Source organism: Bradyrhizobium sp. GW821-FHT13H05, from assembly GCF_058804065.1.
This window is the reverse complement of the sequence record NZ_JBXAPO010000005.1, coordinates 343,320-357,950: the sequence shown is the minus strand read 5'-3', so window position 1 is coordinate 357,950 and position 14,631 is coordinate 343,320. Positions and strand designations below refer to the sequence as shown.

The following is a 14,631-nucleotide window of genomic DNA, read 5'->3' as shown; positions in this document are numbered from 1 at the left end:
ACGGGTTGATGGCGTTGGGGCGATTTTGTTCGGTGATGGCGCTCGTTTGCACCTGGTTGAGCGCCTCGGTCAGCCCCGGGCACTCGGCGAAGGACAATACCCCCCAGACCGCCAGCGGCCTCCCGGTGCCACGCTATGTCAGCCTCAAGTCGGATCACGTGAACGTCCGCGCCGGTCCGACCAAGGACAACGACGTGGCCTGGGTCTACACCCGTTCAGGCCTGCCGGTCGAAATCACCGCCGAGTTCGAGAACTGGCGCCGGGTGCGCGATTCCGAAGGCGCCGAGGGCTGGGTCTATCATTCGCTGCTGTCGGGCCGCCGCACCGCGGTCGTCACCATGAAGCACAAGGACGACCTTGCTCCGATCTACGACCGCGCTGATCCCGACAGCGCAGTTGCAGCCCGGCTCCAGGCCGGCGTCGTCACGCAGGTCAAGAAGTGCACCGCAAACTGGTGCCGCGTGATCGGCAACGGCTTTGACGGCTGGATCCAGCAGGAGCGCCTGTGGGGTGTCTACTCGGACGAGCAAGTCAACTAACGGCCCGAAACGACAATGGCCGGGAACATCCCGGCCATGACGATCAAATCAGCGGTGTAAGACGATCTCAGCGCTTCTTGCGCAGGCGCACGACCATGTCGATGCGCGCGATCTCGTAACCCTCCGGCACCTCCGGCATCTTGGACAGCGCCAGATGCGGATCCTCGATGTCGACCAGCTCGTGGCTGTTCTCGAGGTAATAATGGTGGTGGGTGGTGACGTTGGTGTCGAAATAGGTCTTGGTGCCGTCGACACTGACCTGACGCAGCAGGCCGGCGTCGGTCAGCTGGTTCAGCGTGTTGTACACGGTCGCCAGCGACACCGGCACCTTGGCCAGCGTCGCTTCCTCGTACAGCATTTCAGCCGTGAGGTGACGCGCGCCCTTGCCGAATAGGAGCCAGCCCAGCGCCATCCGCTGGCGCGTCGGGCGGAGGCCGGCGGACTGGAGCATTTCGTTGACGTCATGCCACGGGCAGCCGGTCAAGGCCGGCTGACGGCCGGACAAGAGAGCCGCCGCATGGGCGTCGTCGTCGTGGTGATGCGCTGTATTCTCGCTCATTTCCAGATTTCAGGCACGCGTGGACACTATCTATATGCAATATATGGACAGATAGATGCAGATGCAAGTTTCTCGCAACTAGAGAGGTTCTAATCAGGTTTGGAACCGGCCGCGGATACCGTCACTTTACCTTCATGAGATCGCTTTGCCACCCGAAACGCCTGTGTTAGAGAGCGCGCGGTTCCGCTTAGCCGATTGTGGCGCGGCCGGGCATTGAGGCCAGGTTCGCAGGTCCATCCGGGCTATCGGCATTCGCGCCTGCTGACGACAGCAATCGGCGTTGCTTTCCGAACAGAACGGGGCCCATTTTTGCCAGAAACGCCGCTCAATCGGGGTTAGAACAGAGGCTTCCGCATGCTGAACAGGCGCAACGGTTACGAATACGAAGATCTGCTGGCATGTGCCCGCGGCGAGATGTTCGGCCCGGGCAACGCCCAGCTGCCGCTGCCGCCGATGCTGATGTTCGACCGCATCACCGATATCAGCGACAATGGAGGCGAGTTCGGCAAGGGCGTGGTGCGCGCCGAGCTCGACGTGAAGCCCGACCTCTGGTTCTTCGGCTGTCACTTCAAGAACGATCCTGTCATGCCCGGCTGCCTCGGCCTCGATGCGCTGTGGCAAATGGTCGGCTTTTATCTGGGCTGGAGTGGTGGCGAAGGTCGTGGTCGCGCGCTGGGCCTGAACGAGCTGAAGTTCAGCGGCCAGGTGCTGCCGGAGGCCCGCAAGGTTGTGTACAACGTCGATATCAAGCGCGTGATGCGGTCAAAGCTGGTGCTGGGTATCGCCGACGGGTGGCTTTCGGTCGATGACCAGATTATCTATCGCGCCAAGGACCTGAAGGTCGGCCTGTTCAAGCAGGGCGTGAGCCTGGGCTGAGCGCATCACAAAGAAAGACAACGATTTAGGCGAGGCTGTCATGAGGCGGGTTGTGGTCACCGGGATGGGCATCGTCTCGTCCATCGGAAACAACACCCAGGAGGTGCTTGCGAGCCTTCACGAGGCGAAGTCGGGCATTTCGCGGGCTGAGAAATATGCCGAGCTCGGCTTCCGTTCGCAGGTGCAAGGTGCGCCGACGCTCGATCCTTCGACGGTGGTCGACCGCCGCGCCATGCGTTTCCTCGGTCAGGGTGCGGCGTGGAATCACGTGGCGATGGAGCAGGCGATCCAGGACTCCGGTCTGTCGCCTGACGACGTCTCCAACATCCGCACCGGCATCATCATGGGCTCCGGCGGCCCCTCCGCCCGCACCATCGTCGAATCCGCCGACATCACCCGCACCAAGGGCCCGAAGCGCGTCGGACCGTTTGCGGTGCCGAAGGCGATGTCCTCCACGGCCTCCGCGACGCTCGCGACCTGGTTCAAGATCAAGGGCGTGAACTATTCGATCTCCTCGGCCTGCGCGACGTCGAACCATTGCGTCGGCAACGCCTATGAGACGATCCAGATCGGCAAGCAGGACGTCATCTTCGCCGGCGGCTGCGAGGAATTGGACTGGTCGCTGTCGGTGCTGTTCGACGCCATGGGCGCGATGTCCTCGAAATACAACGACACGCCCGCCACCGCCTCGCGGCCCTACGACGTCAACCGCGACGGCTTCGTCATCGCCGGCGGTGCCGGCGTGCTGGTGCTGGAAGAGCTCGAGCATGCCAAGGCGCGCGGCGCGCGCATCTATGGCGAGATCGTCGGCTATGGCGCGACGTCCGATGGCTACGACATGGTCGCGCCGTCGGGTGAGGGCGCGGAGCGCTGCATGCGCATGGCGATGTCGACGGTGAAGACCAAGGTCGACTACATCAATCCGCACGCGACCTCGACGCCGGCAGGCGATCCGCCGGAGATCGATGCGCTTCGCCGCGTGTTCGGAAATGGCGAGAAATGCCCGCCGATCTCGGCGACCAAGGCGCTGACCGGCCACTCGCTCGGCGCGACCGGCGTGCAGGAGGCGATCTACTCGCTGCTGATGATGAACAACGGCTTTATCTGCGAAAGCGCGCACATCCAGGAGCTCGATCCCGTGTTCGCCGACATGCCGATCGTGCGCAAGCGCATCGACAACGTCAAAATCGGCACGGTGCTGTCGAACTCCTTCGGCTTCGGCGGCACCAACGCGACGCTGGTGTTCAGCCGGCTGGATGTGTGAGCTCCGCGCGCTGTCATGCCGCGCCTTGTGCGCAATTGCGCACGGGAGCCGGGCATCCAGTCCGCCGCGGCCTCTCGGTTTATAACGACTGTCTCTGGAATACTGGATCGCCCGCATGCGCGGGCGATGACGTCGGAATGATAGGAGTCGCGAGGCAATGGAAGGTTTGATGAAGGGCAAGCGCGGTCTGATCATGGGCATCGCCAATGATCATTCGATCGCCTGGGGCATGGCGAAGACGCTGCATGCCCATGGCGCCGAGCTTGCCTTCACCTTCCAGGGCGAGGCTTTGGGCAAACGCGTCAAGCCGCTGGCGGAGCAGCTTGGCGTTGATCTGGTGCTGCCCTGCGACGTCGAGGACATCGCCAGCGTCGATGCGACCTTCAACGCGCTTCGGGAGAAATGGGGCAAGCTCGATTTCGTCATCCACGCGATCGGTTTTGCCGACAAGAACGAGCTGAAGGGACGCTACGCCGACACCAGCCGCGAGAATTTTTCGCGCACCATGGTGATCTCCTGCTTCTCGTTCACGGAAGTCGCCAAGCGCGCTGCTGAGCTGATGACGGAAGGCGGCAGCATGATCACGCTGACCTTCGGCGCCTCGGAGCGCGCGATGCCGAACTACAACGTGATGGGCGTGGCCAAGGCGGCGCTGGAAGCCTCGGTGCGCTACCTTGCCTCCGATTTCGGACCGCGCGGCATCCGCGTCAACGCGATCTCCGCCGGCCCCATCCGCACGCTCGCCGGCTCCGGCATCGGCGAGGCGCGCGCGATGTTCGCGTTCATGCAAAAGCATTCGCCGCTCCGTCGCGGCGTCACGCTCGACGAGCTTGGTGGCTCCGCGCTGTATCTGTTGTCGGATCTCTCCGGCGGCGTGACCGGCGAGATCCACTACGTCGATTCCGGCTACAACACCGTGCTGATGCCGAGGCCGGACGATTTGAAGACGCCGGACTAACCCGCCGCGATCTTCTCCGCGCGCTGGAATGCCGGCCGCGCCATACAGCGATCGAGATAGGCATCGAAGGCCGGGCGCGATGGCACCATCTTGAACCGGCGTACCGCGAAGTTGAGGCCCGAGCCGATTGTGATGTCGGCGGCTGAAAACTCCTCGCCGAGAATCCAGGGCCCTTTGGCGAGCGCGGCTTCCAGCACGTCGAAGACCTGCGTCGCGCTGCCCCAGGCCGCGGTCGAGGTCGGAATCTCGATCTTGGTGAAGATCTGGATGATGGCGGGCTCGATACAGCCCGGCGAGAAGAACAGCCATTGCAGATAGCGCGCACGACGCGGGTCGGTCACATCAGGCGCAAGCTTCGTCTCGGGATAGCGGTCGGCGATGTAGGCGCAGATCGCCGCGGCTTCGCCGAGCGCGGCATCGCCGTCGCTCAGCGCCGGCACCTTGCCCATCGGATTGACCTTCAAATAGTCCGGCGCCTTCTGCGCACCGGTCGAGATGTCGGTCAGCACGCGCTCATAGGGCAGGCCGCTCTCTTCCATCAGCCAGAGCGTCGTGAACGAGCGCGAGCGGGGCGACCAATAGAGCTTGATCATGGGGCGGACCTTTTCTCGAGCGTAGACGGGCGCAGGCTATTCATCGCGTGTTTGCGTCGGATACGCAACGCACTACGCCTGGTTGGACGAGCCGCTCTGCGAGCGACATCTTGGTCAACGCGACGGAGATGAGCGTTGCAGCAGGGCCGGCAGCGTCTTGTCGAGGCTCTTTGTCAGCATCGTTCGTACACCATCGCGCAGCACCGGATTGTTGACTGCATCCGCCGGCTTCTCCGGAAACATCGCGCGGTCCACCTGCATGGACGGCCCGCCAAGCGGATTGTGCATTACGCGCTCCGCAAATGTGTCCTCGGTCGTCACGGCTGGCGCCTCCCTGATCAACGCGAAAGTCGCACCGTCATAGACCCTGATGTACATCATGGCGAAGAGGTGCCCTGGCCCATCGAGAGGGTATTGCGAGATGCCAATGCCGAATTCGCGCTGGCTTCCGCCGGAGACATCAGCGCATAAGAGGCCAGGGCGGCTGCAACGACCAGAATGTTGATCATGCTCCGGCACTGCTCACGGTGCGAAATACGGCGGCAAGATTTTGTCCAGCCGCTCCGTCAGGAAATCGCGCATGTTGTCGCGCAGGATCGTGTTGTTGGCGGCGTCGGCCGCTGTGGCCGGAAACAGGGAATTGTCCATTTTGTGCAGATGCGGGTCTTGCCCAAAGCCGTCAGCCATGTGCTTCACGACACCTTCCAGCGTCAGCGCAGGCCCCTTCCTGATTTCGAAGGTCTGGCCGTCGAACACGGTCACGCCGACATAGGCGTACAGAAACGTATAACTGATGATGCCTATGCCGCGATTGAACATGCCCAGTCCTCGCAGTGGCAGATTGGTCCCCGGCAGCACCCCCTCGCCCCGCGTCACGACGACATATCGTTCGCAGCCGGCATTGCCCGCGATCTGACGGATCAGGGTTGACAGTTCTTCGCGTTCGTTGCGAAACAGACTGGGCTTCGGGTGATAGAAGGCGTCGAACGTGCCTTTGGCGTAGGCAATTCGCCGTACCGGCGTGGCACCTGCTGCCGCACGCACTTGCGCGAAAACAACATCGTCAAGGCCCCAGGACACCGGCACTTCCGCATATTCGTTTCCGAACACCGTCAGGCCGATCTTCTCGACGACGAACGGGTCCTGCGTCGCCGCGATCACGCCGATGCCGCAGGGACCTGAAGTCGTTGGCTCCGCAGGTTTGGCCGGAGCCTTCGGCTTCGCCGCCTTCTTGGGTGCCCGCTTGGCCGGTGTCGCAGCTTGAGCGGGAGGCGCGGTGGGTGCGGGAGGGGTTTGCGCGACCGCCGAGCCAAGCATGAACAGCAGCGCGATCAGCGAGACAGCAATTCGAACCATGGATTCCGGGAGATCAGAGGCAGGAGGTTATTGGCCACACCACACTAGGTGGGGATCTTGACAACCGCAAGCTGCGTCCGGCGTTCGTTGCCTATTCGGCGCCGCGCTGCCGCTTCCACCGATAGCATTTCATCGTGAAACCCGTCACCGGGGAAATGTCTTCCGTCTCGAACACAAAGCCTTCGCGCTCATACCAGCGCCAGGCTTTTTCATTCTCGCGCACACAGCGCAGTTCGATCTCATCGGGCAATTGCGTGCGCGTGAAGGCGAGCAGTTGCCGGCCGAGCGACTGGCCCTGATAAGCGGGGGCGACGAAGAGCTGGTCGAGATAAAACTTTGGCAGATGCAGCGCCAGCATCGCGGCGATGGTGCCGTTGTCGTCGGCGGCGTACAGGGTCCAGCCGTCCTCGATCTCGCGCCTGACACGTGCACGCAGGTTTGCCAGCAGGAAGTTGCTGGCCTCGGCAAGCCCGGTCGAGACCCAGCTTTCCATCCAGACGCGGGCGATTTCGTCATATTCGTCGACGCAGGCGGGGCGGATGACCGGATGTGACATCGGAGCCCTACGCCCGTTGGCCGCGTACCGATTGCCGTGCGCGCACCTTGCCGGCCGACAGGCACACCACCTCCGAAATCTGCAGCAGTTGCCGCGCCAGAGGACTGGTCTTGCGCCAGACCATGCCGATCGTGCGCGAAGGCTCCGGGTCGCGAAAGCGCGACAGCGAAACTGAGGCCGATCGTGTTTCCACCGACACCGCCATTTCCGGAATCAGGGTGACGCCGATGCCGGCGCTGACCATCTGGACCAGCGTCGACAGCGAGTTCGCATCCAGCATCTCGCGTGGCGGTGCCGATTGCATGTTGCAGAACGACAGCGCCTGGTCGCGGAAGCAGTGCCCCTCTTCGAGCAGCAGCAGCCGCATCTCCCGCATCATCTCGCGCGAAGGCGGCGGGATGCCGGCATCCGTGCCCGGCCGCACCAGCAGGAATTTCTCGTCGAACAGCGCGACTTCGGTGAGAGAGGGCTCCGACACGGGCAGCGCGACGATGGCGGTGTCGAGCCGGCCTTCCACCAGTTCCTGGATCAGCCGCGGCGTCATCGTCTCGCGCACGCGGATGTCGAGCTCCGGATGCAGGCGCGTGAGATTCTTGGTGATCTTGGGCAGCAGATACGGCGCGATCGTCGGGATCATCCCGATCCGCAGCCGGCCGGCGAACCGGTCCTGCGAGGCGCGGGCGAAATCGCCGAGCTCGTCCACGGAACGCAAGATGTCGCGAACGCGCGGTGCGAGCTCTTCTCCGAACCGGGTCAGCGCCACCTGCCGGGCGCTGCGCTCCAGCAGCAGGCCGCCGAGTGCGTCCTCCAGTTCCTTGATCTGCATCGACAGGGCTGGCTGCGAGATCGAGCTTGCCTCCGCCGCACGGCCGAAATGACCGTGGCGCGCCAGCGCGTCGAAATACCGGAGCTGGCGCATTGTCACGTTGGCCATCAGAAAATCCTATCGCAGCGATCATTAAAGTCAACTTCCCCTGATGGAATGGGAGGCTTAGAGTGGTTCTACCTGGTCAATGGCGCGAGTTCGACGCCACCAGAGGAGGTATTCATGGACGACTCTTCGAAGTGCCCGTTTTCGGGTGGAAAACGCGTGCCGGCGAACCGCGATTGGTGGCCGACACAGCTCAGCATCGAGATGCTGCACAAGAATTCAGGCCTGTCCGACCCGATGGGCAAGGACTTCGACTACGCCAAGGAATTCAAGTCGCTCGACCTGAATGCGGTCATCAAGGATCTGACCGCTCTGATGACGGATTCACAGGAATGGTGGCCCGCCGACTTCGGTCACTATGGCGGCCTCATGATCCGCATGGCCTGGCATAGCGCAGGCACGTATCGCACCACCGACGGCCGCGGTGGCGCCGGCGCCGGTCAGCAGCGTTTCGCCCCCCTCAACAGCTGGCCCGACAACGCGAACCTCGACAAGGCGCGCCGGCTGCTCTGGCCGATCAAGCAGAAATATGGTCGCAAGATCTCCTGGGCCGATTTGATGGTGCTCGCCGGCAACGTTGCGCTGGAATCGATGGGCTTCAAGACGTTCGGTTTTGCGGGTGGCCGCGCCGACGTGTGGGAGCCGGAAGAGCTCTATTGGGGTCCCGAAGGCAGCTGGCTGGGCGATGAGCGCTACAGCGGCGAACGCGAGCTCGCCGAGCCGCTCGGCGCGGTGCAGATGGGCCTCATCTACGTCAATCCGGAAGGCCCGAACGGCAAGCCGGATCCGGTCGCCGCGGCCAAGGACATCCGCGAGACCTTCGCCCGCATGGCGATGAACGACGAAGAGACCGTCGCGCTGATCGCCGGCGGCCACACCTTCGGCAAAACCCATGGCGCGGGTGATCCCTCGCTGGTCGGACCGGAGCCGGAAGCGGGCGCACTCGAGGATCAGGGCCTCGGCTGGAAGAGCAAGCACGCGTCGGGCCTCGCCGGTGATTCCATCACCAGCGGTCTCGAGGTGACCTGGACGACAACGCCGACGAAGTGGAGCAACAACTTCTTCGAGAACCTGTTCAAGTTCGAATGGGAGCTGACGAAGAGCCCGGGCGGTGCGCAGCAGTGGACGGCCAAGGGGGCCGACGCGATCATTCCCGATGCCTTCGACAAGTCCAAGAAGCATCGGCCGACGATGCTGACGACCGACCTGTCGCTGCGCATGGATCCGGCCTACGAGAAGATCTCGCGCCGCTTCCTCGAAAACCCGGCCCAGTTCGCGGACGCCTTCGCCCGCGCCTGGTTCAAGCTCACCCATCGCGACATGGGCCCGATCCAGCGCTATCTCGGTCCGCTGGTGCCGAAGGAGACGCTGATCTGGCAGGATCCGATCCCGGCCGTGAATCACGAGCTGGCCAGCGATCAGGACATCGCCGCACTGAAGACCAAGATCCTGGCTTCGGGTCTCTCGGTGCCCGAGCTGGTCTCGACCGCCTGGGCGTCGGCCTCGACGTTCCGCGGCTCGGACAAGCGCGGTGGCGCCAACGGTGCGCGCATCCGGCTTGCTCCGCAGAAGGACTGGGAGGTGAACCAGCCGGCTCAGCTCTCGAAGGTTCTCGGCAAGCTCGAAGCGATCCAGAAGGACTTCAACGCGTCATCAGGCGCCAAGAAGGTCTCGCTCGCGGACCTCATCGTGCTCGGCGGCACCGCCGCGGTCGAGAAGGCCGCGAAGGATGCCGGCGTTGACGTCAAGGTTGGCTTCACCCCGGGCCGCATGGACGCCTCGCAAGAGCAGACCGATGCGGCTTCCTTCGCTCCGCTGGAGCCCCGGGCCGATGGTTTCCGCAACTTCGTCGGCAAGCGGCATCAGTTCCTGCAGCAGGAAGAGGCGCTCGTCGATCGCGCGCAGCTGCTCCGGCTCACCGGCCCCGAAATGACGGTGCTTGTCGGCGGCCTGCGCGTGCTCGGTGCCAACGCGGCTGATTCAAAGAACGGCGTCCTCACCTCCAAGGTGGGAACACTCACCAACGACTTCTTCGTCAACCTGCTCGACATGAGCGCGCAGTGGACGTCGGCAGCTGACGGCAGCTACGAAGCCCGCGACCGCAAGACCAACGCGGTGAAGTGGACCGGCACACGCGCCGACCTCATCTTCGGCGCGCACTCGCAGCTCCGCGCCTACGCCGAGGTCTATGCCACGTCGGATGCCAAGGAGCAGTTCGTGAAGGACTTCGCCAAGGCCTGGACCAAGGTGATGAACCTCGACCGGTACGACATCGCCGCCTGAGGCCAGCTGATCTCGCCTCGGGCTCGGTGCAACCTCTCCCGCTTGCGGGGGAGGTCGCGCCGAAGGCGCGGGTGGGGGCTTTCTCCTCGATGGGAGTCCCTCCGTGGAGAAACCCTCTCCCCAGCCCTCTCCCGCAAGCGGGAGAGGGAGCGCATATCGCCCGGAGCGAGCACCGGCAAACAAAAAGGGCGGCCGCGAGGCCGCCCTTCGTGTTTCTGATGAGAGCGAGATTTACTCGCCGGCCGCTTCGCGCGGGGCCTTCTCGCCGTCGCCGCCCTTGCCCTCGAGGTCTTCGCCGGTGGTCTGGTCGACGACCTTCATCGACAGGCGGGTCTTGCCGCGGTCGTCGAAGCCGAGCAGCTTGACCTTGACCTTGTCGCCTTCCTTGACGACGTCGGAGGTCTTCTGCACGCGCGCCGAAGCGAGCTGGCTGATGTGGACGAGGCCATCCTTGGAACCGAAGAAGTTCACGAAGGCGCCGAACTCCATCACCTTGACGACGGTTCCGTCATAGATCTGGCCGACTTCCGGATCGGACGCGATCGACTTGATCCATTTGATCGCGGCCTTCATCGCCTCGCCGTCGGAGGAGGCGACCTTCACGGTGCCGTCGTCCTCGATGTTGACCTTGGCGCCGGTCTTCTCGACGATCTCGCGGATCACCTTGCCGCCGGTGCCGATCACTTCGCGGATCTTGTCGGTGGCGATCTTGAAGGTCTCGATGCGCGGCGCGTATTCGCCGAGCTCGGCGCGGGCGTTGGTGAGCGCCTTGGCCATCTCGCCGAGGATGTGGATACGTCCATCCTTGGCCTGACCGAGCGCGACCTTCATGATCTCCTCGGTGATGCCCTCGATCTTGATGTCCATCTGGAGCGAGGTGATGCCCGCTTCCGTGCCGGCGACCTTGAAGTCCATGTCGCCGAGATGGTCTTCGTCACCGAGGATGTCCGAGAGAACCGCGAAGCGCTTGTCTTCGAGGATCAGGCCCATCGCGATGCCCGCGGTCGGCCGCTTCAACGGCACGCCGGCGTCCATCAGCGCGAGCGAGGCGCCGCAGACCGAAGCCATCGACGAGGAGCCGTTGGATTCGGTGATCTCCGACACCACGCGGATCGTGTAGGGGAACTCGTGATGCGGCGGCAGCACCGGGTGGATCGCACGCCAGGCCAGCTTGCCGTGGCCGATCTCGCGGCGCTTGGTGCCGCCGAGGCGACCGGTCTCACCGACCGAGTAGGGAGGGAAGTTGTAGTGCAGCAGGAACGTCTCTTTGTACGTTCCCGACAGCGCGTCGATGTACTGCTCGTCCTCGCCGGTGCCGAGCGTGGTCACGACCAGGCCCTGGGTCTCGCCGCGGGTGAACAGCGCCGAGCCGTGGGCGCGGGGCAGCACGCCGACTTCGGCGACGATGTTGCGCACGGTCTTGGAATCGCGACCGTCGATGCGCTTGCCGGTGTCGAGGATGTTCCAGCGAACGATCTTCGCTTCCAGCTCCTTGAACACGGCGCCGATGCGCAGCTTGTCGTATTTCGGCTCCTGCCCTTCGGGGAAGTAGTGGGCGATCACCTTTTCCTTGACCTTGCCGACCGCGGCATAGCGGTCCTGCTTGACCGGAATGGCGTAGGCGCTGCGCAGTTCCTGCTCGACGAGGCCGAGCATTTCCTTTTCGAGCGCGGAATTGTCGATGACGGTGACTTCGCGCGGCTCCTTGGCGGCCTTCTCGGCAAGCTCGATGATCGCGTTGATCACCGGCTGGAAGTGGCGGTGACCGAACATCACGGCGCCGAGCATGATGTCTTCGTTCAGCTCCTTGGCTTCCGATTCCACCATCAGCACGGCGTCGGCGGTGCCGGCGACGACCAGGTCGAGCTGGGTGTCGACCATTTCGTCGAGCGTCGGGTTGAGGATGAACTCGTCATTGGCGAAGCCGACGCGCGCTGCGCCGATCGGACCCTTGAAGGGCGCGCCGGACAGGGTCAGCGCAGCCGACGATGCCACCAGCGCCACGATGTCAGGGTCGTTTTCCATGTCGTGCGACAGTACGGTGACGATCACCTGGGTCTCGTTGCGCCAGCCGTCGACGAACAGCGGACGGATCGGACGGTCGATCAGGCGGGAGACCAGCGTCTCCTTCTCGGTTGGACGACCCTCGCGCTTGAAATAGCCGCCGGGAATGCGCCCCGCAGCGTAGGTCTTTTCCTGGTAGTCGACGGTCAGCGGCAGGAAGTCGACGCCTTCGCGCGGCGACTTCGCGGCGACGACGGTGGCGAGCACCACGGTCTCGCCATAGGTGGCGACGACGGCGCCGTCAGCCTGACGTGCGATCTTGCCGGTTTCGAGCTTGAGAGGGCGTCCGCCCCAGTCGATCTCGACTGAATGCTTATTGAACATAGAGGTCTTCTTTCATGGGTTCTCGAAAGAAGGGACGGCTCGAAAAACAAAAACCATGTCAAGATTGCAGGACGCTGATCGGAGCGGGCGATCAGCGTCCTGCGATCCTGCCATGGTTTTCGGATTTCGGATGGCGTCCATCCTTTCGGGTCATACGGGCGCCTTGCCCGTTGTGCCCAGCCGCCGGATTGCTGCTGGACTGTCAGTCGGCACGAACGCGAACACCGAACCGCGGTCTTCGCCGATCATACCCCGGATGCGAATCGTCAAAGCATGATCCGGAAAAGTGTGAAGCGGTTTTCCGGAAAGATCATGCTCAAACAACAACCCAAAGCGCGAATCATAGAGCTTTGGCCCGCACCCGACGCGCACGCAGCCTCGATCAAAAACCTTTAAGCAAACGCTTTCGTTCGAAACCACGCGCGAAAACGCGCGCCATTGGCGCGCGCAGGAACACTTAACGACGAATGTTGTGCTTCTCGAGCAGGGCCTTGTAGCGCGCTTCGTCCCGCTTCTTGAGGTAGTCGAGGAGCGAGCGGCGGGTCGACACCAGCTTCAAGAGGCCGCGACGCGAATGGTTGTCCTTCACGTGGGTCTTGAAATGGTTCGTGAGGTTGTTGATGCGTTCCGACAGGATCGCGACCTGCACCTCGGGCGAACCGGTGTCGCCGGCTTTGTTGGCATTCGTCTTGATGACTTCCGCTTTGCGTTCTGCGGCAATCGACATCGTCAATTTCTCTCGTTACGACCGGAGCTGGCAGTCAGGCCGGTCAGGTTGAACACACGCTTGGGGATGATTTCGCCATTGCCGACTTCAGCAAGCGCCAAGAGACGGCCTGCTACCGTGACATAGACTGTGCCGCTACTAGTGGGCGCATCCCGTCCGCGCAATAAAACGGCTTGGCCCCGATGGAGCCTTGCCGCATCAGCCCGAGTGACGGCCAGTGCCGGGATGTCGTCCAGCGCGGTCTCAACGGGCATAAGCGCGTCGGCGAGGCTGCCCTCGCCGGACGCGGCTCTATCGCACAAAGCCTCCAACTGATCCAGCGGAATCATGTCGTTCTCGTCAAATGGCCCGACCAGGGTCCGCCTGAGTGCGCAGATATGGCCGTAAGTACCGAGAATCCGGCCCATATCGCGGGCCAGCGCACGGACATAGGTGCCCTTGCCGCACTCGGCCTCGAACACGGCTCGATCGTTATCCGGTTGATCTACAAGGGTTAAATGGTGAATTTCGACCGGGCGGGGGGCCAGTTCCACGATCTCGCCGTCGCGGGCGAGGTCGTAGGCGCGCTCGCCCTGGACCTTGATCGCGGAATAGCGCGGCGGGATCTGCTCGATCACCCCGGTGAAGCGGGGCAGGAGGGCGAGGATCGCCTCGCGGGTCGGGCGCTGCTCGGAGGTCGCGGTCACCCGGCCCTCGATGTCGTCGGTGTCGCGCTCCTCGCCCCAGCACACGGTGAACTGGTAGCGCTTGCGGCCGTCCATGACGAAGGGAACCGTCTTGGTCGCTTCTCCAAGTGCAATGGGCAGGCCGCCGGAGGCGAGCGGATCGAGCGTGCCGGCGTGTCCGGCGCGCTTGGCGTTGAACAGGCGCTTGAGCACGGCGACGGCCTGCGTCGAGGTCATGCCGATCGGTTTGTCGAGCACGACCCAGCCATGGACGTCGCGGCGGTCGCGGCGCGGCTGGTTGCCCTTCTGGTGCTTGGCGCGCGGATCGTTGTTGACGCGGCGCGGCTCCTGGTGCGGCTGAGAATTGTCGCCCAGATCCGCAAAATTATTTTTCTGCACGTCGCGCGCATCGGTCTCTTCGCCGCCGATCGTGCCGTGAGCCGGGTCCATCGTCATTGCTCTTCTTCCCGATCCGAATCCGGATCCTGTTCCAAGTCTCTTTGCACCGCAGGCGTTCGCAAAAGCTTCTCGATCCGTTCCGCTTCGTCGAATCGCTCGTCGACGCGGAAGCGAAGATCAGGTGCAAATTTCAAGTTAACGCGCCGCGCGACTTCGCCGCGCAGGAATTTCTTGTTGCGCTCGAGCGCAGCGAGAACCACCTCGGTGTCGCGGCCACCGAGCGGCATCACGTAGATTGTCGCGAGCTTCAGGTCGGGTGACATCCGCACCTCCGGCACGGTGATGATGTGACCTTCAAGATCCGCATCATGCACGCTGCCTTGCGCCAGAATCTCGGCTATCGCGTGGCGAACCTGCTCGCCGACGCGCAACTGGCGTTGCGAGCCTCCGCCTGGCGCGGAACTTTTCTTCTGATGGTGGCGGGGCATTTCTAAAAATCACCTCGTCGTGCCCGCGTTTGGGACACGAGCATTGTCA

Annotated in this window: 16 protein-coding genes; 5 read left to right on the top strand and 11 right to left on the bottom strand. The window is 63.4% G+C overall.

Annotation, left to right across the window (positions count from 1 at the left end):
* The first annotated feature begins 8 nt into the window (after nt 1-8).
* Entirely contained in the window at nt 9-539 is a 531-nt protein-coding gene (locus tag AC1RR3_RS18380) for an SH3 domain-containing protein (RefSeq protein ID WP_492824522.1), read from the top strand.
* Between the two features lie 67 nt (nt 540-606).
* On the opposite strand, the gene irrA is transcribed toward AC1RR3_RS18380, so the two are convergent.
* Nucleotides 607-1,098 (bottom strand): iron response transcriptional regulator IrrA, encoded by a 492-nt coding sequence (irrA, locus tag AC1RR3_RS18375; RefSeq protein WP_492824521.1) that lies wholly within the window; start codon nt 1,096-1,098, stop codon nt 607-609.
* A 354-nt stretch (nt 1,099-1,452) separates the two neighbouring features.
* On the opposite strand from irrA, the gene fabA reads away from it, so the two are divergent.
* The 3 genes from fabA to fabI all read left to right on the top strand — a co-directional run bounded on the left by fabA (nt 1,453) and on the right by fabI (nt 4,196).
* Complete coding sequence (gene fabA, locus AC1RR3_RS18370) at nt 1,453-1,974, top strand: bifunctional 3-hydroxydecanoyl-ACP dehydratase/trans-2-decenoyl-ACP isomerase (RefSeq protein WP_008131765.1); 522 nt, start codon at nt 1,453-1,455, stop codon at nt 1,972-1,974.
* Nucleotides 1,975-2,014: 40 nt separating this feature from the next.
* Nucleotides 2,015-3,238 (top strand): beta-ketoacyl-ACP synthase I, encoded by a 1,224-nt coding sequence (gene fabB, locus AC1RR3_RS18365; RefSeq protein ID WP_492824520.1) that lies wholly within the window; start codon nt 2,015-2,017, stop codon nt 3,236-3,238.
* Nucleotides 3,239-3,395: 157 nt separating this feature from the next.
* Nucleotides 3,396-4,196: an enoyl-ACP reductase FabI gene (gene fabI, locus AC1RR3_RS18360; protein ID WP_492824519.1), complete on the top strand. Its 801-nt coding sequence runs from the start codon at nt 3,396-3,398 to the stop codon at nt 4,194-4,196.
* Here fabI and AC1RR3_RS18355 read toward each other — a convergent pair.
* The 6 genes from AC1RR3_RS18355 to AC1RR3_RS18330 form a co-directional block, all read right to left on the bottom strand.
* The gene (locus AC1RR3_RS18355) at nt 4,193-4,789 is read right to left on the bottom strand and encodes a glutathione S-transferase family protein (protein ID WP_492824518.1); all 597 of its coding nucleotides are present in this window, start codon (nt 4,787-4,789) and stop codon (nt 4,193-4,195) included. The two genes, fabI and AC1RR3_RS18355, sit on opposite strands and share 4 nt — an antisense overlap.
* Nucleotides 4,790-4,903: 114 nt before the next feature.
* Nucleotides 4,904-5,170, bottom strand: a complete 267-nt coding sequence (locus AC1RR3_RS18350) for a hypothetical protein (protein WP_492824517.1) — start codon at nt 5,168-5,170, stop codon at nt 4,904-4,906.
* Nucleotides 5,167-5,298, bottom strand: a complete 132-nt coding sequence (locus AC1RR3_RS18345) for a hypothetical protein (RefSeq protein WP_492824516.1) — start codon at nt 5,296-5,298, stop codon at nt 5,167-5,169. The genes AC1RR3_RS18350 and AC1RR3_RS18345 overlap by 4 nt, the downstream gene beginning before the upstream one ends.
* A 13-nt stretch (nt 5,299-5,311) precedes the next feature.
* Nucleotides 5,312-6,106: a hypothetical protein gene (locus AC1RR3_RS18340; RefSeq protein WP_492824515.1), complete on the bottom strand. Its 795-nt coding sequence runs from the start codon at nt 6,104-6,106 to the stop codon at nt 5,312-5,314.
* 130 nt (nt 6,107-6,236) lie between these two features.
* Nucleotides 6,237-6,701: a GNAT family N-acetyltransferase gene (locus AC1RR3_RS18335; protein WP_492824514.1), complete on the bottom strand. Its 465-nt coding sequence runs from the start codon at nt 6,699-6,701 to the stop codon at nt 6,237-6,239.
* Between the two features lie 7 nt (nt 6,702-6,708).
* On the bottom strand, nt 6,709-7,635 hold the full coding sequence (locus AC1RR3_RS18330; RefSeq protein ID WP_492824513.1) for a hydrogen peroxide-inducible genes activator: 927 nt from the start codon (nt 7,633-7,635) through the stop codon (nt 6,709-6,711).
* Between the two features lie 114 nt (nt 7,636-7,749).
* On the opposite strand from AC1RR3_RS18330, the gene katG reads away from it, so the two are divergent.
* Nucleotides 7,750-9,915, top strand: a complete 2,166-nt coding sequence (gene katG, locus AC1RR3_RS18325; RefSeq protein ID WP_492824512.1) for a catalase/peroxidase HPI — start codon at nt 7,750-7,752, stop codon at nt 9,913-9,915.
* Nucleotides 9,916-10,146: 231 nt separating this feature from the next.
* On the opposite strand, the gene pnp is transcribed toward katG, so the two are convergent.
* The 4 genes from pnp to rbfA form a co-directional block, all read right to left on the bottom strand.
* Nucleotides 10,147-12,303 (bottom strand): polyribonucleotide nucleotidyltransferase, encoded by a 2,157-nt coding sequence (gene pnp, locus AC1RR3_RS18320; protein WP_492824511.1) that lies wholly within the window; start codon nt 12,301-12,303, stop codon nt 10,147-10,149.
* Nucleotides 12,304-12,760: 457 nt separating this feature from the next.
* On the bottom strand, nt 12,761-13,030 hold the full coding sequence (gene rpsO / locus AC1RR3_RS18315; RefSeq protein ID WP_008131787.1) for a 30S ribosomal protein S15: 270 nt from the start codon (nt 13,028-13,030) through the stop codon (nt 12,761-12,763).
* A 2-nt stretch (nt 13,031-13,032) separates the two neighbouring features.
* On the bottom strand, nt 13,033-14,151 hold the full coding sequence (gene truB / locus AC1RR3_RS18310) for a tRNA pseudouridine(55) synthase TruB (RefSeq protein ID WP_492824510.1): 1,119 nt from the start codon (nt 14,149-14,151) through the stop codon (nt 13,033-13,035).
* Nucleotides 14,148-14,582 carry a 30S ribosome-binding factor RbfA gene (rbfA, locus tag AC1RR3_RS18305; RefSeq protein WP_492824509.1) on the bottom strand — a complete coding sequence of 145 codons (435 nt, stop codon included), beginning with the start codon at nt 14,580-14,582 and terminating at the stop codon, nt 14,148-14,150. The genes truB and rbfA overlap by 4 nt, the downstream gene beginning before the upstream one ends.
* Nucleotides 14,583-14,631: the final 49 nt, after the last annotated feature.